General features: G+C 35.5%; 18 protein-coding genes. 7 read left to right on the top strand and 11 right to left on the bottom strand.

The annotated features are described in order from the left end of the window. Positions 1–58: 58 nt before the first annotated feature. The 8 genes from HMPREF2937_RS09880 to HMPREF2937_RS09915 form a co-directional block, all read right to left on the bottom strand. Complete coding sequence (locus HMPREF2937_RS09880; RefSeq protein ID WP_070864484.1) at positions 59–1,435, bottom strand: EVE domain-containing protein; 1,377 nt, start codon at positions 1,433–1,435, stop codon at positions 59–61. 142 nt (positions 1,436–1,577) lie between these two features. Continuing rightward, a complete protein-coding gene (locus HMPREF2937_RS09885) occupies positions 1,578–1,808 on the bottom strand; it encodes a hypothetical protein (protein WP_002481822.1) in 231 nt (76 codons plus the stop codon). Between the two features lie 20 nt (positions 1,809–1,828). Next, the gene (gene manA / locus HMPREF2937_RS09890) at positions 1,829–2,767 is read right to left on the bottom strand and encodes a mannose-6-phosphate isomerase, class I (RefSeq protein ID WP_057510761.1); all 939 of its coding nucleotides are present in this window, start codon (positions 2,765–2,767) and stop codon (positions 1,829–1,831) included. Positions 2,768–3,285: 518 nt separating this feature from the next. After that, positions 3,286–3,978 carry a LutC/YkgG family protein gene (locus HMPREF2937_RS09895; RefSeq protein WP_070864485.1) on the bottom strand — a complete coding sequence of 231 codons (693 nt, stop codon included), beginning with the start codon at positions 3,976–3,978 and terminating at the stop codon, positions 3,286–3,288. Continuing rightward, positions 3,978–5,414: a LutB/LldF family L-lactate oxidation iron-sulfur protein gene (locus HMPREF2937_RS09900; RefSeq protein WP_023016320.1), complete on the bottom strand. Its 1,437-nt coding sequence runs from the start codon at positions 5,412–5,414 to the stop codon at positions 3,978–3,980. Before HMPREF2937_RS09900 ends, HMPREF2937_RS09895 begins: the two co-directional genes overlap by 1 nt. 1 nt (position 5,415) lies before the next feature. Then, the gene (locus tag HMPREF2937_RS09905; RefSeq protein WP_023016321.1) at positions 5,416–6,150 is read right to left on the bottom strand and encodes a (Fe-S)-binding protein; all 735 of its coding nucleotides are present in this window, start codon (positions 6,148–6,150) and stop codon (positions 5,416–5,418) included. A 279-nt stretch (positions 6,151–6,429) separates the two neighbouring features. After that, positions 6,430–7,128: a FadR/GntR family transcriptional regulator gene (locus tag HMPREF2937_RS09910; protein WP_070848207.1), complete on the bottom strand. Its 699-nt coding sequence runs from the start codon at positions 7,126–7,128 to the stop codon at positions 6,430–6,432. A 121-nt stretch (positions 7,129–7,249) separates the two neighbouring features. Then, the gene (locus tag HMPREF2937_RS09915; RefSeq protein WP_070864486.1) at positions 7,250–7,912 is read right to left on the bottom strand and encodes an SDR family oxidoreductase; all 663 of its coding nucleotides are present in this window, start codon (positions 7,910–7,912) and stop codon (positions 7,250–7,252) included. 170 nt (positions 7,913–8,082) lie between these two features. Here HMPREF2937_RS09915 and HMPREF2937_RS09920 point away from each other — a divergent pair, with 170 nt between their 5' ends. Together HMPREF2937_RS09920 and HMPREF2937_RS09925 are read left to right on the top strand one after the other, a co-directional pair. After that, a complete protein-coding gene (locus HMPREF2937_RS09920) occupies positions 8,083–8,388 on the top strand; it encodes an ArsR/SmtB family transcription factor (RefSeq protein ID WP_070848209.1) in 306 nt (101 codons plus the stop codon). Positions 8,389–8,400: 12 nt separating this feature from the next. Continuing rightward, on the top strand, positions 8,401–9,348 hold the full coding sequence (locus HMPREF2937_RS09925) for a cation diffusion facilitator family transporter (protein WP_070848210.1): 948 nt from the start codon (positions 8,401–8,403) through the stop codon (positions 9,346–9,348). Between the two features lie 92 nt (positions 9,349–9,440). Here the strand turns inward: HMPREF2937_RS09925 and HMPREF2937_RS09930 are convergent, their stop codons facing one another. Continuing rightward, positions 9,441–10,175: a metallophosphoesterase family protein gene (locus tag HMPREF2937_RS09930; RefSeq protein WP_070864487.1), complete on the bottom strand. Its 735-nt coding sequence runs from the start codon at positions 10,173–10,175 to the stop codon at positions 9,441–9,443. A gap of 129 nt (positions 10,176–10,304) precedes the next feature. Between HMPREF2937_RS09930 and HMPREF2937_RS09935 the strand changes: the two genes are divergently transcribed. Then, entirely contained in the window at positions 10,305–11,408 is a 1,104-nt protein-coding gene (locus HMPREF2937_RS09935; RefSeq protein ID WP_070864488.1) for a hypothetical protein, read from the top strand. A 55-nt stretch (positions 11,409–11,463) separates the two neighbouring features. On the opposite strand, the gene HMPREF2937_RS09940 is transcribed toward HMPREF2937_RS09935, so the two are convergent. Both HMPREF2937_RS09940 and glmS read right to left on the bottom strand, forming a co-directional pair. Beyond that, on the bottom strand, positions 11,464–12,321 hold the full coding sequence (locus tag HMPREF2937_RS09940; RefSeq protein ID WP_002481832.1) for an HAD family hydrolase: 858 nt from the start codon (positions 12,319–12,321) through the stop codon (positions 11,464–11,466). Between the two features lie 122 nt (positions 12,322–12,443). Continuing rightward, positions 12,444–14,249 carry a glutamine--fructose-6-phosphate transaminase (isomerizing) gene (gene glmS / locus HMPREF2937_RS09945; RefSeq protein WP_002481833.1) on the bottom strand — a complete coding sequence of 602 codons (1,806 nt, stop codon included), beginning with the start codon at positions 14,247–14,249 and terminating at the stop codon, positions 12,444–12,446. Between the two features lie 688 nt (positions 14,250–14,937). Between glmS and HMPREF2937_RS09950 the strand changes: the two genes are divergently transcribed. The 4 genes from HMPREF2937_RS09950 to HMPREF2937_RS09965 are packed head-to-tail and all read left to right on the top strand — an operon-like array spanning position 14,938 to position 20,445. Further along, positions 14,938–16,833, top strand: coding sequence for a PTS mannitol transporter subunit IIBC (locus HMPREF2937_RS09950; RefSeq protein WP_070864489.1), 1,896 nt, complete (start codon positions 14,938–14,940; stop codon positions 16,831–16,833). Between the two features lie 37 nt (positions 16,834–16,870). Continuing rightward, complete coding sequence (locus HMPREF2937_RS09955; RefSeq protein WP_070864490.1) at positions 16,871–18,901, top strand: BglG family transcription antiterminator; 2,031 nt, start codon at positions 16,871–16,873, stop codon at positions 18,899–18,901. 6 nt (positions 18,902–18,907) lie between these two features. Beyond that, positions 18,908–19,342: a PTS mannitol transporter subunit IIA gene (locus tag HMPREF2937_RS09960; RefSeq protein WP_002481836.1), complete on the top strand. Its 435-nt coding sequence runs from the start codon at positions 18,908–18,910 to the stop codon at positions 19,340–19,342. Then, positions 19,342–20,445 carry a mannitol-1-phosphate 5-dehydrogenase gene (locus tag HMPREF2937_RS09965; protein WP_070864491.1) on the top strand — a complete coding sequence of 368 codons (1,104 nt, stop codon included), beginning with the start codon at positions 19,342–19,344 and terminating at the stop codon, positions 20,443–20,445. Before HMPREF2937_RS09960 ends, HMPREF2937_RS09965 begins: the two co-directional genes overlap by 1 nt. Positions 20,446–20,492 lie beyond the last annotated feature (47 nt).

Here is a 20,492-nt window from a genome sequence, read left to right on the forward strand (position 1 = left end):
AATTTTTCATTAAAAAAAGTCTTAGATGGGACGTAACCCTCTAAGACTCATATCTATATTAGTCGTGATTTACTTTGACAATTCGTGCATATTTTAAGAATTGTTCTGAGTATTTTTGTTTAATCGTTTCTAAATCATCATATGTGACACCGATGATATGCCAGTTTGGATTAAAGTGATAGAAAGAATCTTTATCACGTGACCATCTGATCATAGAACCATCTCGATTATAACGTGGCAATGTCACTTCATAACCTTCTAACACATTGATATACGTTTGGAAAATATCTGGATCAATACGATTGAAGTTATCAATGACTAAATAACTGCGATCTGTTCTCGGCATCAATTCTGTAATGAAACCTTCTCTGTAATAAAGTGCTCCTGCTTCATTTGGTAAATACTTTCCATATAACATATCTTCAGAGAAGTCAGGATGTCCTGTGGTAATAACAGGTTTTGCATTGGTTTTTTGTAGTAGATTCTCTGCAGCTTTTAAGCCTTCTGCACGATTTTTATCTTGAATCACTAATAAAATAAATGGTTTAATTTCATCTTCTGTTTGTGCTACAGCATCATCTTTTTTGATGGCTTCAAATTGTGGTTTCACACTATCATTGCGACTCATTTCAAGAATCGCATCGAATTGTGCTTGAGACATACTTGCGATGGCCTGTTTGGCATTTTCTTGCAGGTAATATAAATTCTTTAATCTTGGATGTTTATTTAACGTCGCTAAATTTACCGGATTGATATCTTCATCATAGCGGACTTCAATTGCGGTACTATTCGTACGTCCTTGAATTGGCGGCAACTCACGAATATGTTGTGTTACTTCACCTAAACCTACCACAGAATGATTCGCATTACGGTTATAAAAAACAAGTTTATCGCCAATTTCAAGTTGCGTGTAGTAATGATAGCCGTTACGTTTAATCCCGTTGAACGTATGTGTAAATAATGTATACGTTTCACCCGGTTCAAAGTCTTTGGTTTCAGCTAAGAAGAAGTATCTCGGCACTTGTGTAGTCCCTTTACCAAGTTGTTCAATTAATTCAAATTCTTCTTTAGCGATTTGATTGAACAATGTTTCTTTCATGTTATTGATACGAAATTCTAACTGTTCACTGCGTTTTAAGTAATCTGCAGTTAATGGTTTCAAAGCTTCAGTTAAACGAAATTGTACGCGGATTTTGTGTTGTGCACCTGTTTGGACACTGATGATTTCACCGCTTCCAAGCAAACCAGCATCTGTTTGAACTTGATAAAAGATGACTTTATCACCTGGTTTTGCTTTTTTAAATGCTCGAAAGCCTTGCGTAGGATTGAATTGTGCCCCTGATTCAAACAATGTCGTCTGGCCTACTAAAGGTTCATTATGATTCCAACGATTATAACCGCAGTTCAGCCAGAAATAGTTTGTTTCTACACTCATTTTGATACTGCTCCTTCTTCATAAATATATATTGATTTAAGTGCAATATACGCATTTCGCGGCTGTTAGCTTCAACCCTATATTGCAAATCTCATTCTAGCTATTTATATCAAATGCCTCTCTTTGATACAAGTCAAACTCATTATCTCGGCATTAGTAAAATTGCCATCAACGGCATGAAATTAATTAAAAATCCGCCTAACTTCAACATGTTGCTCGTTTGTTTATCTGGAATAGTAAGTAATACACATAGAATTCCTAAAATTGAAAACGCAGCTGGAATCATCAAGTTTGGATACTTAGGGAAATTCATAAAGACACCTGCACCTGATAAAATACCGCAAATTAAAGTGATATATAAAAACTTGCGCATGCTGTTACACCTCTGTTTCTTTAAACATACGTAATCATAACTGTTAAGTCACCTTCAAAGATATTATCTAAATCCTCAGATGTCAGTATAAAACTGCTGCCTGACGCAATTTCATAAACATCACCATCTGTAATCAATTGGCCTTCGCCATGTAACACTGTGACTAAACAAAACTCTCTTGGCTTCATATAATTTAATGTTCCTGTGATTTCCCATTTAACGACTGTAAAGGCATCATGTGTAATGTATGTTGTTCGTTTATGATTTTCAATAATTTCTGATTCTGGTATCACATTCGGACTATCTTCACGTACTTCAACGACATCTTTGGCTTTATCGATATGCATATCACGCGGCTGCCCTTGTGCATCTACACGTTCATAATCATAAATACGATATGTGACATCAGAAGCTTGTGTTACTTCATACACGACTAATCCTTTACCAATCGCATGGACAATACCATTAGGTACGAAGAAAAAGTCACCTGCTTGAACTGGGATGTGTTTAAATAAATCCTGGTGTTCACCTTGATCTAAAGCTTCTACAAAGTCATCTTTAGACTCTGTATTCAAACCGTAGATAATTTCAGCATCTTCATCCGCTTCAATAATATACCAGCATTCCTTTTTACCGAAATCACCGTCTTCATGCTCATAGGCATAAGCAGTATCTGGATGTACTTGTACCGACAACGCTTCTTGTGCATCTATCATTTTAACCATTAATGGAAATTGAGCACTTGGAAAATCTCCAAATAATTCTTTATGTGTTTGCCAAACATAGCTAAGTGTTTGACCTTTAAATGGACCATTTGAAATGACACTGTCACCATGTGGGTGCGCAGAAATCGTCCATATTTCTCCAATATCTGATTCAGGTAATGAATAACCATATTTTGATAAATGGTGACTCCCCCAAATTCTTTCTTTAAAAATCGGGTCTAAAAACAATGGCATTGAAACTGTCCACCTCCGCTACTTTTTCAAACCGTACCTTACTATGTATCGATATCTTTATCTCTGATTTCTTGATGGATTCATTCATGTTAGCGTTATCTAGCATATTATAACAATATTTTGTTCAGGGTGGTAGTATCCATAATTTTTTTACAAAACTTAATCATCAAAATTTCAATCAATGTATGTTTTTTTCACATTCTTTTTTACACTTTTGATATTTTTTATCATTTTCTCTATTAAATCTACATTTTCTGTTAATTATTGCTTGTGCTAGCTGTCTGTTACCCTTTATAATAGAAGTATGTTAATAATACCTTAACATATGCTACATAAGGTAATAAAAATGATTAATATCGAACGGGTTGCTGATGCAGCTCACACTGATAAAAAATTTGCATAAGGACCTAAGCCCTGGAAAAGCTTAGGTCTTTTTAAATACAGAGAAATCCCCGAGTCATACTGTTAATTGTATGGTTCGGGGATTTATGCATTTTTATATAATTAATTTATGGTTTCTAGATATCTTCTACAACAATATAAGCCGCTTTCACTGGACCATGTACACCCACAACTAAATTCATTTCGATATCAGCTGAGTTAGATGGACCAGTAATAAAGTTTACACATGATGGGAAACGTGCATCTTCTTGGTTTTTATCGAATAAGCCGTCTGCTGCTTGAGTAAATCTTGGAACAATATTCGATTTAGGAATAATCGCAATATAAGTTTCAGGCATTAAACTTACTGCACGACCGCGTCCTTTGCCTGAGAATAGCACGATTGTGCCGCTTTCACTTAAACAATAATCACTGAAAGTAATACCCACTTGTGCAGTTTGTGCTGCTGCTTTACTTTCTTCAGGACGTGCTTCATCCCATACTGTTGTTTCAAATGCGCTTAAATCAATGTGGTATTGATCAAAGCGTGGATCATCAAAACGTACAACTGGGTTGCCGCCAAATTGTTCAATTGTTTCTTTCAATGTTTCATTCAATTGTGATGTAGTTGTTTTCACAAATGCAGTATGAATGTTTTTACATTCTTGTTCTAAGTGGTCGACTAATTCATCTTGTGATAAGTCAGATAAAGTTTTGTATTGTGGTTGAACTGACCATTCAGGTTTGATGACTTTCTCTGGTGTTTTACGTTCTAAGGCGTTTTGAATATTTGCTAGGAATTTGTCTTTATTAGAAACTGAACCAGTCATTAGTGATTACCCTCTTTCTGTTTCAAATGTTCTTTCATCCAGTGATTGAAACGTTCTTTTTCAGGTGTTGGGAAATCTCTGGATTGTGTCCAAGCGTGTAATGGTTTTGGACCTTTTTCAACCCAACCGTCTTTATTCGCAAACGGTTTGAGGGCTGGTCCTGCCATTTTAATACTATATTGGAAAAGATGCGGTTTAGTTGTACCGATACCGAAACCTTTCATAACCAGACGTTCACCTAATGCTGATTTTTTAAGTTCTTCTGCTTCGACTTGACGGTGTTTTAAGAGTAAGTCGTGAAGCGGAATTTTAACTGGACATGCTTCAGAACATGCGGCACATAGTGATGATGCATATGGTAATTGACCATATTCTTCATAACCGCCGAGTAATGGTGATAAAACTGCACCGACTGGTCCTGGATAAATAGAACCATAACTGTGGCCGCCTGAATGACGGTATACTGGACATACGTTCATACATGCACCACAACGGATACATTGTAAGATTTCTTGGAATTGTGTACCTAAAATTGTTGAACGTCCATTATCTACGATAACTAAATGGAATTCTTCTGGTCCGTCGATTTCACCTTCACCACGAGGACCTGTTAATGTAGTGACGTAACTTGGTAATTTTTGACCTACTGCACTACGAGATAACATACCGACTAAAACTTCCATTTCTTTAAATGATGGTACGATACGTTCCATACCCATAACTGTGATTTGTGTTTTAGGTACAGTTGTAGACATACGTGCATTACCTTCATTGGTAACTAAGCAGAAGCTGCCACTATCAGCAACCGCAAAGTTACATCCTGTAATACCGACTTCTGCAGCTAAGAATTTTTCACGCATAATTTTACGTACAAAGCGTGCCATTTCTGTCGGATCATCAGTACCTTCATAGCCTTCTTTCGCATGTAACACACGACGGATTTGACCGCGGTTTTTATGCAATGCAGGTGCAACGATATGAGATGGCGGATCTTCTTCATCAATTTGAAGTAAATATTCACCTAAGTCAGTTTCAACAACTTCAGCCCCTGTATCTTGTAGGACATGGTTCATATTGATTTCTTCAGTAACCATGGATTTTGACTTCACGATTTTTTTAGCATTTTTCTTTTTAACTACTTCAGCAATATAGTTAGAAGCTTCTTCTTTTGTTTCTGCGAAGTATACATGACCGCCAAGTTTCGCAACATTTTCAGATAACTGATTCAAATAATAATCTAAGTTTTCTAATGTATGTTGACGAATTTCTGCAGAAAGTTGACGCCATTCTTCCCAGTTGCCAAGTTCTTCTTGTGCTTTTAATTTTTTAACTCTTAAGCCATCTTGTGCAGAACTTACTGCACCACGCATGAATTTATTTTGTTTCTCAACTTTGAAGGCTTCTTTGAATGTTTTTTCTCCGATACGCATACCCATCTTAATGCACCGCCCCTTCAAGTTGATGATTCAACACTTCCGCAATATGAAGTACTTTTACTTTACTATTAATACGTTTTAAACGTCCTTCGATATTCATTAAGCAGCTGGCATCAGCACCGATTAAGTAATCAGCCCCTGTTTCATCAACGCAATGTGCTTTTTCATCAACCATTTCACTAGAGACATCAGCCATTTTTACAGCGAATGTACCACCGAAACCGCAGCAGTTATAATACTGAGGTAATTCTACTAATTCTAATCCTTTCACATGACTTAATAGTTCTTTCGGTTCATTCACAACGCCTAATACACGTGTGATATGACAAGATGGATGAATTGTTGCTTTACCTTCTAATGATGCACCAACATCTGTTACACCTAATACATTGACGATAAATTGAGTAAGCTCATAAGATTTATCTGCCAATGCGATAGCTTCTTTATGCATTACAGGATCCTTTTCAAATAAACTTGGATAATGTTTAAACATAGTAATACAAGAACCAGATGGTGCGACAACATAATCTGAATCTTTAAATGCTTTAATCATTTGTTTAGCTGATTGTCTTGCATCATCAAAATAACCTGAGTTGTAAGCTGGTTGTCCGCAGCATACTTGTGCTGTCGGATAATCTACTTCACAGCCTAGTCTTTCAAGCAATTCCACTGTCGCAACACCAATGCGTGTATGGAAAGCTTCAACTAAACAAGTTGAGAATAAACTGACTTTCATATTTTACACCCTTTCCCCGCTCGCGCATGTTACGTGAACGTATATGCCCTATTAAATTTTTAATGATTTCTAGATTCTTAATCATGAAAGCAGCAGTAATCATCCCCACAACAATTACTGTTTAGATTAAGAATAGAAACGATTACTCGTACATTATAGCGCTATTTAAACATCTAGTCATCAGATGTTTAACAATTTGTTCAAACTTTTTTGATTTCGCGAACAGTTTTTAAGCAAAATAAAAACAAGCCTCTATTTCATGAGACTTGTTCCTAATGTTTATTTTTGGCGAATATTTTCTAGAATTGTATCACGTACTTCTGCTAAATGTGATTTCATTTGTTGAACAGCTTTATCTGAATCTTGTTGTTCAATCGCTTGATATATCTTTTGATGTTCTTCATATAAACGGCGTAATGCTTTCTCTTTATCAAATAAATACACTCTGCGCGTTTCTTTCATTGTTTCTTGAATCACATCAGAAATATTATTCAATAAATCAAATAACATATCATTTTGTGCCGATCTGGCAATAGCTAAATGAAACTTTAAATCAGCCGCTTCACCTGATGTTCCATCACCTACTGCTTTCTGCATCAATTGCAATGCAGAAGATAACGCTTCTAAATCTTCATCAGTTCGATGTGTCGCAGCTTTTTGTACTGTCGCAAGTTCCACAACTTCTCGTAACTCTAATAAGTCTTCAATTTGTTTGCGCGTCAAACTTGATTCATTCAAATCAAAGAACACCGGTTCTTTTTTAGTCACGAACGTCCCATAGCCTTGTTTGATTTCAATGACCCCGATTGTACGTAACGCATTAAAAGCTTCTCGTACAGATGCCACACTGACACCGTAGTCTTTTGCTAACGCTTGAATGGAAGGCAATTTGTCCCCGACAGCATATTCACCAGATTTAATTTGTTCTAACAAGATGTCGGCAATTTTTTCATATATCTTTGTTTTCGAAATTTTCATCGACTTTTGACCTCCATAGTTTTATCTTCTTAATTATAACAAATTCCTTCATAAACTTACTATATTACATATAAAAAAGAAGGCCATCAAAGACCTTCCTAAACAAATTTTATAATCATGATTATTTGTTTTGATAATATTGAGTCAACGCTGTATCAATTGCTTCATCGCCACTAACGACTTGGAATTCTCCGCCTTGATATGCTTTGTCGCTCAAGACATTTACTATGACAGATGCAACGTCTTCACGTGGCACACTGCCTGCTTCTTCTAACTGAGCAACAATCGTTACTTTGCCAGTACCTGGATCATCTAATAAAGCACCAGGATGCACAATCGTATAGTGCAAGCCTGAATCACGTAAATGATTATCTGCATAATGTTTCGCAATAGTATAAGGTTTTAGTTCTGGTACACTATCAAACGCTTCACGACGAGAATCAAATGTAGAAACCATCACAAAGTGTTTCACGCCTGCTTGTTTACTTGCTTCAATAGCTTTAACTGCACCATCTAAATCAACAATGATTGTTTTATCTGCACCAGTACTGCCACCTGAACCAACAGAAAAGACCACTTGTTCAAAGCCTTTGAATTTCTTCGTAAGGTCATCAATCGTATCATTTTCAACATCTACAAGTTCTGCTTGATAACCTTCTTCTTTTACTTTACTCACTTGTTCTTCTTTACGATAAGCTGCTGTTACATCTTGGTTTGCTTCTTTTAATTGTTTTACTGCATAATGGCCAACACCACCATTGGCACCTAAGAATAAAATACTCAATGACTTCACTCCTTATCTGTTTTAACTCTTTTTATTAGTTATATGCTATGACTGTTCCCTTCATTTGTTAACCCAAAACAGACATTGTTTTCTGATATTGACTTATACATACAATCGATGTACATTATATATGAATACATGTTCATATATTAATAAGAGGAGTGAAAGTAATGTCACATCAAGAATTAAGCGGCCGTACACTCGCACAAGTGACGGAGATTTTCAAAGCCTTAAGTGAACCCAACCGTATCCGAATTATGCATTTACTTGAACAAGGACCTTGCAGTGTAGGTCACATCAGCCATACGCTCAAACTTTCGCAGTCAAATGTGTCGCATCAATTAAAGGTACTGCGTCATGCTGAATTAGTTAAAGATCAACGACAAGGTCAATCTAAAATTTATATGCTTGATGATCAACACGTAGTTACACTGCTTTCACAAGCCATCCATCATGCAGAGCACCCGGTTGATTAGAAAGGAAGTTTTATTATGAATCATTCTCATGAACATGCACATCATCACCACCATCATCATGTGCATACCGACAACAAACGTGTTTTAGCTTTTTCTTTTATTATTATCGCATCCTTTATGGTCGTTGAATTAATCGGAGGATTCTTTGCGAACAGTTTAGCCTTGCTATCAGATGGTGTACATATGCTTAGTGATGCCTTTTCTCTTGGCTTAGCATTATTCGCATTTAAATATGCTGAACGTCATGCGACCATGAACATGACCTTTGGTTATAAACGTTTTGAAATCTTAGCTGCTTTATTTAATGGTGTCTTATTACTCGTTATCAGTATCGGTATTATGATTGAAGCCATTCGAAGATTTGCAGCACCTCCTGAAGTCCTTTCTACTGAAATGTTTATCATCAGTGTCATTGGTTTAGTGGTCAACATTGTAGTGGCTTGGATTATGTTGCGTGGCGGAGATACGGAACATAATATTAATATGCGCGGCGCATTCTTACATGTCTTAGGTGATTTACTTGGTTCATTAGGTGCGATTGTTGCTGCATTCTTAATTTGGGCTTTCCATTTTACTATCGCTGATCCTATTGCAAGTATGTTGGTGTCTTTATTACTCCTTAAAAGTAGTTACGGTTTAATCAAAGATTCACTTAATATCTTGATGGAAGGTACACCCAAAGATATCGATATTGATCAAGTGGTTGAAACGGTACGTGCTGAAACAGAAATCCAAAATGTGCATGACTGTCATATTTGGACGATTTCTAATGATTTAAATGCATTCAGTTGTCATGCAGTCGTAAGTGATACATTATCTATCAAAGAGTGCGAGGCATTGCTTAAACGTATTGAACATCAATTAAACGAACTTAATGTGCATCATATGACGATTCAATTAGAGTCTGACCAAAATGAACATAGTCGCGAAACATTATGTTCACATGTCGTGACACCCTAAAACATTCAAATGAATATTTATATGATATTAAAAAACGACGTCTCAGCAATCACTGAAACGTCGTTTTTTGGTCTGTTGTTAATAAGCGTTCTCTATTGAATAAATTTATCAAATATCAATTGTTGGCCTGGCACATCTTTTTGTTCGAAGCCATCAATGAAACGTGTATTATCATAAGCTACTCTGACATGTTCGATATTGAATTGTTCAGGTGTAATAGTCACAATACCATATACTGTATAAGGTGCACGATTCAATCCTACTGAACCTGGATTAAAGTAAGCAACATCTTCATAAATAAAATGATGCAACGTATGATTATGACCGAATAGAATCAAATCCGCTTCTTTATCTTTAAATAGATGTGCCATATGCGATGCTGTCGGTTCAACAATTGGACTGAACGGCACTTTATCTATAGGTTGTTCTAACATCATATTTTCAATTTCATAATGAATACCTAATACTTTTTGGCCGGCCACTTCTAAGTTAAACGTTCTCGGTAATTGTTTTAAATACTCGTAATACTGTGGATTTAAATGTTCAGCAATCCAATGATGATGTTCGTAAAACTTATCTTTTAAATCTTCTGGATATGGTGTTTGATTGATGACTGACATAATTGCTTCGTCATGGTTGCCTGCAATTGATGTAATATCATCGCGTGAAGTGACCATACCTAAAACTTCATTCGTATTATGACCGATTCCAATAATATCTCCTAAATTGTAAATATGATCAATATCCCCTCTTCTATCAATGTCTCTTAAGACTGTAGCCAATGCATCCATGTTTCCGTGGACATCTGTAAATACTGCAAATTTCATACTATCACCCTCATTAAAGTTTATAATGAAACAAAACATTACATTTTGCTTATAATCTTGATTTTTTAATTTGAAACCAAGCATTTTTTTGATATTGTGTTTATATCATATCAAAGGAGTGCTAAGCCATTGTTTAAATTTCATAAACATGCAATACAAAACGCAAAACCGCAAAATGTTAAAATAGCTCTTTTTAGTATTCTAACATTTATTGTCTTTCTATTACTGACTGGATTGACATTACAGCCGTTAACACAAAGCATCTCGATGTTTATTATGGCGATGATGTATCAATCTATGTCACCGCAAATTTTATTACCGGTGATTATCAGTCTTATCATACCATTAGCTTTCTTTATTTTTGCTGGATATCACCTGGCTGCAGGTGCCATCAATATTATTTATAAAGGTATCCATAAAGAAAAAGTCAGCTTGCTTGATGCTTTAGAAGCATTTAAAAAAGGCAGCTATTTAAGAGCTGTTAAATTGGCATTGTTTACTTTACTCTTTATCGCGATACTGAGTCTGATTCGTTACTTACTGACTCAATTGTTCAGTTTAGGTATCGGAGCGTTGTTGAGAAGCGGACAAAGTTACTTTATGGAACATGTCGGTGTATACATCGCTGTTCAATTGATCGCGCTAACTATTTTAGCGATTGTATTATCATTCTTTATTTGGACATTCACATACATCATGATTGCATATACAGTCGCATACTTTAAAGACCGTCAGGCCGGTGCATTCCAAGATGTTAAACACGCATTTAAATCTATGAAAAATGGTCATCATTCATGGTTCAAACTATTACTTGGACTTGTAGTATTAGATTTAATTGTTATTATTCTAGAAACACCTGTTTCTCAACTTGTCGCATTCTCTACAAGAAGTATTTCACAAAATGTGGCAGGCGTTTTAACAGTTGTTTTACTAGTCATTATTATCATCGTACGAATTGTCGTTTATTACTTAAACGTTAATGCGATTATCGCATTCTTCAGTACAGTGACTGATGGGGTTGTACCTCACCGTGCACCTTCTCGTCAACAACGTAAACAACAAGCAAAAGCAGAACAAAAAGAACAAGAAGAAACAACAGCTCCTGTTAAAGAAACAGAAACGAAAGAAACTGCAAAAGAAAGTGATAAAGAAGTTTATCAAGATACAACTTTTGATCACTTACAATCAAAGAATAAAGAGATTGATGAACGTTCTGATGAATTTAAAAAATAAGCAATAAGAAAGCGTATGAAGGAATTACAACAGCTCCTTCATACGCTTTTTCTATTTATTGATTCAAAAGATTAGATTCTAAATAACGTGCTGCACCATCTTCATCATTTGTATAAGAAGTGACGTCTTTTGTCAGTGCTTGAATTTCAGGACGTGCATTTTTCATTGCGACTGTATAATGACCGAATGCGAACATAGAACGGTCGTTATCACTGTCACCAATTACAAGTGTATCTGATTGAGGAATATTAAAGTGTTCAATCATTTCTTTAATACCTGTTCCTTTATCGATACCTTCTGCCATTGTTTCTGCATTAAAACGTGATGAGTTGGAAACTGTGATTTCTAGTTGTTTCTGTTCATCAATTAAATGTTCTCTGAATTTCGTGATTTTCTCTAAATCTGGTGTGAACATATAAATTTTAGAAAATTGCATTTGCGGTAATGTATCTACCCAGTTCACGTTGCCATTTAAAGCATGCTTACGAGAATTCCATTCACTGATACCTACATTATTCGGTGGTGTATCGCCTGCACAAGTTGCTTCAATCCATTCACGGTCTTCTTTTAAAATCATACGCTTACCGCTAAATGGAAAGACTTCATAATAAATATGTTGTGCTTTCGCACTTTCTACAATTTCAGTTACTGCTTCATATGTCAGACTATGTTCAAAAATAGTGACACCCTCTGCGTCTCCTCTTGTACCGTTAGATGAGATAACACCATCAATTTCAAAGTTTTCAGGTGTTAAATGTTCAATTTCATCAAATGAACGTCCTGTCGCAATAAAGACTTTGTATCCATTTTGACGTAATTGTTTGATTGTTTCTGTTGTTTTATCTGATACTCTATTATTTTCTTGTAAAATCGTTCCATCCATATCTAAGAATATCGCTTTTACATTATCCATTACTTTTCCTCCAAGTTGTTGTTATCGCCTTGATTATGGCATTTTCAGACTGTTTTCGCAACTTTCTTCAAATAAAAAAACTGCCACTCTACAAAGAGAATGACAGTTTCGTTAATAATCAATTATTCTACTGTGACTGATTTTGCTAAGTTACGTGGTTTATCCACATCTAAATCACGGTGTAATGCTGCATAGTATGCAATCAATTGTAATGGAACCACAGATACAAGTGGTGTTAACAATTCATTTACTTGAGGAATGACATAAGTGTCCCCTGCTTTGTTTAATCCATCCATTGAGATAATGCAAGTATGCGCACCACGTGCAGCAACTTCTTTTACGTTACCGCGAATTGATAGATTAACATTCTCTTGTGTTGCTAAAGCAATCACTGGTGTTTGATCTTCAATTAAAGCAATTGTACCGTGTTTTAATTCTCCGCCAGCAAATCCTTCTGCTTGAATATATGAAATTTCTTTTAATTTTAATGCACCTTCTAAGCTGACATTATAGTCAATTGTACGACCGATAAAGAAGGCATTACGAGTTGTTGCTAAGAAATCTTTCGCAATTTGTTCCATGTATTCAGCATCGTCTACAATTGCTTCCATCGCATTTGCGACTTTCGCAAGTTCTTGTAATAAGTCTACAGTTTCTTCTTGTCCATGACGTTTAGCTACAATTTGAGACAAGATAGCAAGTACTGCAATTTGTGCTGTATAAGCTTTTGTAGAAGCTACAGCGATTTCTGGTCCAGCATGTAGTAATAATGTATGGTCCGCTTCACGTGAAAGTGTTGAACCAGGTACGTTTGTTACTGTTAATGCTTTATGACCACGTTTTTTCATTTCAACTAATACAGCACGGCTGTCTGCTGTTTCACCTGATTGTGAAATATAGATGAATAATGGTTTTTTAGATAATAATGGTGTGTTATATACGAATTCAGAAGCGACATGTACTTCTGTTGGGACACCTGCCCATTTTTCGATAAATTCTTTACCTACTAAACCTGCATGATAACTTGTACCTGCTGCGATAATATAAATACGGTCAGCTTGTGCGACTTCATCGATAATCGCATTGTCCATTTTCAAGTCGCCGTTGTCATCTTGATATTCTTGAATAATACGGCGCATAACTGCAGGTTGTTCATGAATTTCTTTTAACATGTAATGATCATAAACACCTTTTTCAGCATCAGCCGCATCGATTTCAGCAGTGTACGTTTCACGATCTTGTACATTGCCATCTAAATCTTTGATTTCAACTGAATCGCGTTTAACAATAACAATTTCATGATCGTGAATTTCTTTATATTCATTTGTTACTTGCAACATTGCTAAAGCATCTGATGCAACAACGTTGAATTTTTCACCAACACCGATTAATAATGGTGATTTATTTTTCGCCACGTAGATTGTATCGTGGTCTTCTTCGTCTAATAATGCTAAGGCATAAGAACCATGTAGTAATTTAACAACTTTAGTGAAAGCTTCTTCAGTAGATAAGCCTTCATTTGAGAAATGTTCTACTAATTGTACGATAACTTCAGTATCTGTTTCAGATAAGAAATTCACATCTGATACGTACTGATCACGTAATTCTTCATAGTTTTCAATCACACCATTGTGAACTAAAGTAAAGCGTTTAGATGCTGATTGATGCGGATGAGAGTTTTCATAGTTCGGCACACCATGTGTCGCCCAACGTGTATGACCAATTCCTACTGTTCCATCTACATCACTGTTGTCAGCTACATTTCTTAAATCTGCAATACGACCTTTTTCTTTAAATACTGTCGTACCTTCATCATTCACAAGTGCAATTCCTGCAGAGTCATAACCTCTGTACTCTAATTTCTCTAAGCCTTTTAACAATACTTCTTTCGCATTATCATATCCGATATATCCTACAATTCCACACATAATTCAATTCCTCCGTATTCTTCATTCCTAACGGTTACCCTTTTCACGGGGGAATCTTTCAGTTTCATATTAAATTTTTTTGTATCGAATATAAATTGATGCCGCCTAAATTTACTTTATAGAGTCCCTTCTCACTTGAACTCTACAAAATAGACGTACTAATCCCCTTGTGTGAGTACCGTTCAAAAATATAAACTTGGGTCTGTTTACAAACTTTGTGCATCGAGTCACCTCAATGTTTTACCTTGTAAACTTACGACTGACCTTATCCGAGACAGCATCCGCCGATAATCCGATCACTGTCTTCCTCGTCGACAATTTAAAGCTATGTTTGCTATTACATCTTCTGCTTTAAGATATAAATCTACGCAAATTCCAGCTTGTCATTGTACGGGCGCTATAATTATGGTTTAACCTGTCTATCCCCCTTTTACACGTAATATAAGTATTTTACAATGAGTGATTTTATAAATGCAACTATTTTCACAACCTGTATCCGCTTACACTCTAAAGTTTTTTGCTAACCGCAATTTTTTCTATTTCAAATTATGTTTCTACTATTATATATAGGCTATTTTATAAATGTCATTATCTCTGTGACAAAGTACCATTTAGATTAGATTGTAACCGCATCCATGTCAGTCTTAAAATTGAGCTATATCAAAGTTATTAAGAGAGGTGGATGACAATGTCAAATTCACAGGAAAATAAAGGGATTGGACGTAAGGTCCAAGCATTCGGCTCATTTCTGAGCAGTATGATTATGCCAAATATCGGTGCATTTATCGCGTGGGGCTTTATTGCAGCGATCTTCATTGATAATGGTTGGTTACCTAACAAAGATTTAGCTGAATTAGCAGGACCAATGATTACTTATCTGATTCCATTACTAATTGCTTTCAGCGGTGGACGTCTGATTCATGATTTACGCGGTGGTATTATCGCAGCTACTGCAACGATGGGGGTTATTGTTGCACTGCCTGATACACCAATGTTACTCGGCGCAATGATTATGGGGCCGCTTGTTGGTTGGCTTATGAAGAAAACAGATGAATTCATCCAACCTAGAACACCACAAGGATTCGAGATGTTATTCAATAATTTCTCTGCTGGTATTTTAGGTTTCATCATGACTATTTTCGGTTTTAAGATTTTAGCACCTATTATGAAGTTAATTATGCATCTTTTATCTGTTGGTGTAGAAGCATTAGTACATGCACATTTATTACCGTTAGTCAGCATTATTGTTGAACCAGCAAAAATTGTGTTCTTAAATAACGCAATCAACCATGGTGTCTTCACACCACTTGGTGCAGACCAAGCTTCACATGTAGGTCAATCTATTTTATATACAATTGAATCTAACCCTGGACCAGGTATTGGTGTCCTTCTCGCATACATGATTTTTGGTAAAGGTACTGCCAAAGCAACATCTTATGGTGCTGGTATCATTCAATTCTTTGGTGGGATTCATGAAATTTACTTCCCATACGTATTGATGAGACCTTTCTTATTCGTAGCAGTTATTTTAGGCGGTATGACAGGTGTAGCAACTTATTCATTATTAGACTTTGGATTTAAAACACCTGCTTCACCAGGATCAATCATTGTTTATATTATCAACGCACCTAAAGGTGAATTCTTAAGCATGATTATTGGTGTACTTTTAGCAGCACTTGTTTCATTCGTGGTTTCTGCTTTAATCTTGAAATTTACGAAAGACCCTAAACAAGATCTTGCAGACGCTACAGCTAAAATGGAAGCTACTAAAGGTAAAAAATCAAGTGTTGCATCTAAATTAAGTAGTAATACAGAAAGCAAATCTAATGAGCAGACACAAGCCGCTTCAACTTCACAAGTTGATGGTGATGCCCTTTTAGACAAATACAACACTGAAGATGTCGACGCACACAATTACAATAATGTTCAACATGTCATTTTTGCTTGTGACGCAGGCATGGGTTCTAGTGCTATGGGTGCCAGCATGTTAAAAAACAAGTTCAAGAAAGCTGGACTTGAAAACATTGAAGTGACTAACACAGCGATTAATCAATTACCAAGCGATGCAGAGCTTGTTATTACTCAGAAAAAATTAACAGATCGCGCTATCAAGCAAGTACCTGATGCGATTCATATTTCAGTAGAGAACTTCTTGAACTCGCCTAAATATGAAGAATTGATTAATAACTTGAAAGAAGACCAAAATGGTTCAACTACAACTGCTTCAGCAACAAACAGCCAAGAAGACTTGACTGAACAATACAACACTGAAGATGTTGATGCTCATAACTATGACAATATTAATCATGTTATTTTCGCATGTGATGCAGGTATGGGTTCTAGTGCTATGGGCGCCAGCATGTTAAGAAACAAGTTCAAGAAAGCTGGTCTTGATCATATCAAGGTCACTAACACAGCGATCAACCAATTACCAAGTGATGCACAACTTGTAATTACGCAAAATAAATTGACAGACCGTGCTATCAAACAAGCACCCGATGCTGTTCATATTTCGGTGGATAATTTCTTGAACTCGCCTAAATATGAAGAATTGATTAATAACCTTAAAGAAGACCAACAATAGATTAGAACTTCTTTAAAAAGGAATGCAGGTGAGGCCTATGTTGTTAAGCAACAGAGAAAAAGCAATCTTAGAGTTACTCATTAAATCGCACGGCCAATATATGACTATTTATGATATTGCACAACAACTCGCCGTTTCATCACGTACGATACACCGTGAACTTAAAATTTTAGAACAAGATTTGTCTGAACTAAATTTACAAATCGATAGAATTCCCAATAAAGGTATCCAGTTAGAAGGTTCACAAGCAGCAATTGTTAAACTCCAAACAGAGCTTAGCAACATTGCTGCTTTAGACCTGACAACTGCTGAACAAAAAACCATTATTTTATATGCATTGATACAAAGTAGAGAACCTATAAAGCAATATAGTTTAGCACATGAAATTGGTGTTGCTCAGACTACGTTGACAAAGTTGCTCGATGAATTAGAACAAGATGCATCAGAATACCAACTCGAATTAGAACGACGACGAGGTGCTGGTGTCAGCTTAAATGGTTCAGAAGCAAAGAAACGCGAGATGTTGAGTCATCTTATGGTTGAAAATTTAAATAGCACCAGTGTTTATTCGGTCATAGAAAATCACTTTGTATATCAATCATTAAACACTTCTCAACTTTCAATGGTAGAACTTGATCATATTTTCCAAGTTGAGCGTGTATTAATGGATTACCTTAGTGCTCTACCCTATACATTGACAGAAGCGAGTTATTTAACGCTGACTGTTCATATTGTATTGAGCATTGACCGCATTAAACACGGTGAAAATGTTTCTATTGACGAAACGATTTATCAATCAGTCAAAGATACAGAGGAATATAACATTGCTTCCTCATTAACTAAACAACTATCACACATTTATGACGTAACTTTCAACAAAGCAGAAATCACTTTTATTACGATACATTTACGCGGTGCTAAAAGAAAACACGAAGACTATCAATCTGAAGAACTGTTAGATAACAATTACAAAATCCAACAATTGATTCACCTGGTAGAAGAAAGTTCTCAATATTCATTTGTAAATAAATCGAATTTAGCTGCGGGGTTAAAATTACATTTAATACCTGCGATGAACCGTTTAAACGCTAATATTGAAACACATAATCCTCTGACAGAGATGATTAAAAATAAATATCCAAAACTTTATAACAGTGTCTCAAATAGTTTATCGAAGATTTGGCCTGAGCTTTACTTTCCAGATAGTGAAATTACTTTTGTTGTTTTGCATTTTGGGGGTTCACTAAAAGCTAATAGTCTACCAGATTATCATGTGTTAGTTGTATGTAGTTCTGGTATAGGTACCAGTCGTGTGCTAGCCACACGCTTACAACAAACTTTTCCAGAAATTACACAAACTAAGCAAGCATCATTAAGTGATTTAAAACAATTAAATCTCAATGCTTATGATGGTATTATTTCTACTTTAGCATTAGATATTAATGAACATTATATTCAAGTCAATCCATTATTACCGGATGCAGATATCAAATATGTTTCTAACTACTTGAACACACAAGCAAACGAAAACAGAGTGACTTCTAGTTCATCAAGCAAGATTTCATCTTTAAATCAGGATCAGATTATTGAGACCATTCAAAGGTATTTGGATGTGATTGAAAATATTTATGTTGAAGATGCAACAATCACAAATTGGCAAGATTATTTAGCGAAACGATTAGCTAAACATAAAAGTATTCTAAGCAAATCACAATTTAAACAAGTATTAAAAACATATGCAGAGGATAGAAGCATTACATTAGCTCCCTATCCTATAGGACTACCACATCTAAAACATGCGCTGATTGTAAAGCCAATGGTATTGATTACAAGGTTAAAACAACCATTAACTATCGTTGAACAAAATCAAGAACATACCATCAATTATTTAATCAGCATGTTTTTACCAGAAGATAACCCATCCTCACCTATCGTTAGTGCCATTTCAGAAGTAATTACATGTAATTTACATCGAATTGATGAATTAATGCAAAATCCTAACGAAATTATAGATGAGATGAAGAAGGCTTTTATTAGAGAAACAAAACAAATTTTATTAACGGAGTGATTATTTATGTCAGAACTATTCAGTAATGAAAATATCTTTTTAAATCAATCTTTCAAGAACCAAGAAGAAGCTATTGAAAAAGCTGGACAAGCTTTAATAGACGCTGGTGCTGTAACTGATTCTTATATTCAAGCGATGAAAGATAGAGAAGAAGTTGTTTCTACTTACATGGGTAATGGTTTAGCGATTCCTCATGGTACAGAAGAAGCAAAAAATGCAGTATTGCAATCAGGACTTACATTACTACAAGTACCTGACGGTGTTCAATGGGGAGACGAAACTGCTAAAGTCATCGTTGGTATTGCCGGTAAAGATGGCGAGCATTTAGATTTATTATCTAAAATCGCAATTACTTTCAGCGAAGAAGAAAATGTTGAACGTATTTTAAATGCACAAAGTGCTGAAGAAATTAAAGCTGTCTTTGAGGAGGCTGATGCATAATGAAAGCAGTACATTTTGGTGCAGGTAATATTGGTCGAGGATTTATCGGCCAAATCTTATCTGAAAACAATGTAGATGTCACTTTCTCAGATGTTAACGCTGAGATTGTAGATGCATTAAATCAAGACCAAGCATACCAAGTTATTCTTGCAGACGAAGATAAAACAACTACGACAATTAATGGCGTTGATGCAATTAACTCAAAAGATAATCCACAAAAATTACATGATGCCTTATTAGAAGCGGATATTATTACTACAGCTGTAGGTGTTAATCTGTTACCGATTATCGCAAAATCCATTGCACCTGCACTTCAAGAAAGAACAAAATCTGTAAATGTAGTTGCCTGTGAAAATGCAATTATGGCAACAGATACATTAAAATCTGCAGTACTTTCAATTACAGGTCCTCTATCAGATGAAATTCATTTCGCTAATTCAGCAGTGGATCGTATTGTTCCAAAACAAACACAAGATAATATTTTAGATGTGTTAGTTGAACCTTTCTTTGAATGGGTTGTTGAAAAAGATGCTTGGTATGGTAAAGAGTTAGAACACATTAAATATGTTGACGATTTAACACCATATATTGAACGTAAATTAATGACAGTTAATACTGGTCACGCTTATTTAGCTTATGCCGGTCAATATCATGGCTATCAAACAGTACTAGAAGCTGTAGAAGACCGTAATATTGAAGAAGGCCTACGTCAAGTATTGAGTGAAACAAGCCAATATATTACTGAAGTATTTGGATTCTCTCAAGATGAACAACGAGCTTATGTAGAAAAAATAATCAATCGTTTCAAAAATCCATATCTTTCAGATGATGTAACAAGAGTTGGTAGAGGTACTTTACGTAAAATTAGTCCTAAAGATCGTATAATTAAGCCACTTGCTTATCTTTATGATAAAGACTTAGAACATCAAGGTTTAGTTCAAGCAGCTGCTTACTTGCTTAAATATCATGATAAAAATGATGAAGAGACAGTTAAGAAAGATGAATACATTGAGAAGCATGGAGCAATGGATTTCTTAGAAGAATATGCACAAATTAATGAACCACTTGCGGAAGAAATCAATGATGTTTATCTAGAACTTTAATAGATATAGATTTAGGGGCTGGGACATAAATACAGTCCAAAATAAAA

Source organism: Staphylococcus sp. HMSC061G12 (genome assembly GCF_001838465.1).
Taxonomy (GTDB): domain Bacteria; phylum Bacillota; class Bacilli; order Staphylococcales; family Staphylococcaceae; genus Staphylococcus; species Staphylococcus simulans.

Excerpts from the sequence above, each read along its gene's own strand:
- manA (WP_057510761.1), bottom strand. The coding sequence starts at position 2,767 with ATGCCATTGTTTTTAGACCCGATTTTTAAAGAAAGAATTTGGGGGAGT.
- HMPREF2937_RS09950 (WP_070864489.1), top strand. The coding sequence starts at position 14,938 with ATGTCAAATTCACAGGAAAATAAAGGGATTGGACGTAAGGTCCAAGCA.
- HMPREF2937_RS09955 (WP_070864490.1), top strand. The coding sequence starts at position 16,871 with ATGTTGTTAAGCAACAGAGAAAAAGCAATCTTAGAGTTACTCATTAAA.
- HMPREF2937_RS09920 (WP_070848209.1), top strand. The coding sequence starts at position 8,083 with ATGTCACATCAAGAATTAAGCGGCCGTACACTCGCACAAGTGACGGAG.
- HMPREF2937_RS09910 (WP_070848207.1), bottom strand. The coding sequence starts at position 7,128 with ATGAAAATTTCGAAAACAAAGATATATGAAAAAATTGCCGACATCTTG.
- HMPREF2937_RS09940 (WP_002481832.1), bottom strand. The coding sequence starts at position 12,321 with ATGGATAATGTAAAAGCGATATTCTTAGATATGGATGGAACGATTTTA.
- HMPREF2937_RS09895 (WP_070864485.1), bottom strand. The coding sequence starts at position 3,978 with ATGACTGGTTCAGTTTCTAATAAAGACAAATTCCTAGCAAATATTCAA.
- HMPREF2937_RS09900 (WP_023016320.1), bottom strand. The coding sequence starts at position 5,414 with ATGGGTATGCGTATCGGAGAAAAAACATTCAAAGAAGCCTTCAAAGTT.
- HMPREF2937_RS09880 (WP_070864484.1), bottom strand. The coding sequence starts at position 1,435 with ATGAGTGTAGAAACAAACTATTTCTGGCTGAACTGCGGTTATAATCGT.
- HMPREF2937_RS09960 (WP_002481836.1), top strand. The coding sequence starts at position 18,908 with ATGTCAGAACTATTCAGTAATGAAAATATCTTTTTAAATCAATCTTTC.
- HMPREF2937_RS09930 (WP_070864487.1), bottom strand. The coding sequence starts at position 10,175 with ATGAAATTTGCAGTATTTACAGATGTCCACGGAAACATGGATGCATTG.
- HMPREF2937_RS09885 (WP_002481822.1), bottom strand. The coding sequence starts at position 1,808 with ATGCGCAAGTTTTTATATATCACTTTAATTTGCGGTATTTTATCAGGT.
- glmS (WP_002481833.1), bottom strand. The coding sequence starts at position 14,249 with ATGTGTGGAATTGTAGGATATATCGGATATGATAATGCGAAAGAAGTA.
- HMPREF2937_RS09965 (WP_070864491.1), top strand. The coding sequence starts at position 19,342 with ATGAAAGCAGTACATTTTGGTGCAGGTAATATTGGTCGAGGATTTATC.
- HMPREF2937_RS09905 (WP_023016321.1), bottom strand. The coding sequence starts at position 6,150 with ATGAAAGTCAGTTTATTCTCAACTTGTTTAGTTGAAGCTTTCCATACA.